1 protein-coding gene is annotated in these 547 nt (G+C 29.3%); it reads left to right on the forward strand.

Annotated elements, in window-relative coordinates; genetic code table 11:
• Positions 1-269 precede the first annotated feature (269 nt).
• Positions 270-547: DUF6602 domain-containing protein (locus BW716_RS37990; RefSeq protein ID WP_220388933.1), on the forward strand; the 278-nt coding region annotated here is incomplete at its 3' end.

A 547-nucleotide genomic window follows, 5' to 3' on the forward strand; every position in this document is an offset into this window, starting at 1 on the left:
AAAGTATAAACAACTTCATTGACAGAATTATTGAAAAAACAAATTTGCCAATTTGCAAGGATAAAAACTGTAAATTGATAGAAATGAATATTGATGAAACTAATGTATGTAATCTGCTTGTATGTGTATTTAAATCAAGAAAGTTCAGTATATGGTAATAAAAATTTATATGGAATGAAAAGTTAGCGTTTAAATCATAAAACATGAGTAATTAAAAGGATTTTAAAACTGAGCTAAAGGACTTAATTAGCAATAATTGATACATTGTAATGAACTTAAAGGAATTTCATAAAACGACTACCGACGAGCTTCTGGCAATAACAAACAGAGTTAAAAATCTAATACATCATTGGCCCGAAGTAGGAAGACATAAAGAAGCAGTTCTTAAAAATGTCATTAAACGATTTATTCCCGAAAAGTATTCAATAGGAACAGGTTTCGTAATTAAACAAACACACAATCGCGGTGAGCATTTATCTTCAAAACAGATTGACTTAATTATCTACGATGATACAAGTCCTATTCTATGTAAGTATTCGGACCTCGG

Origin of the sequence: [Flexibacter] sp. ATCC 35208 (assembly GCF_001975825.1) — a bacterium.
Lineage (GTDB): Bacteria > Bacteroidota > Bacteroidia > Chitinophagales > Chitinophagaceae > Chitinophaga.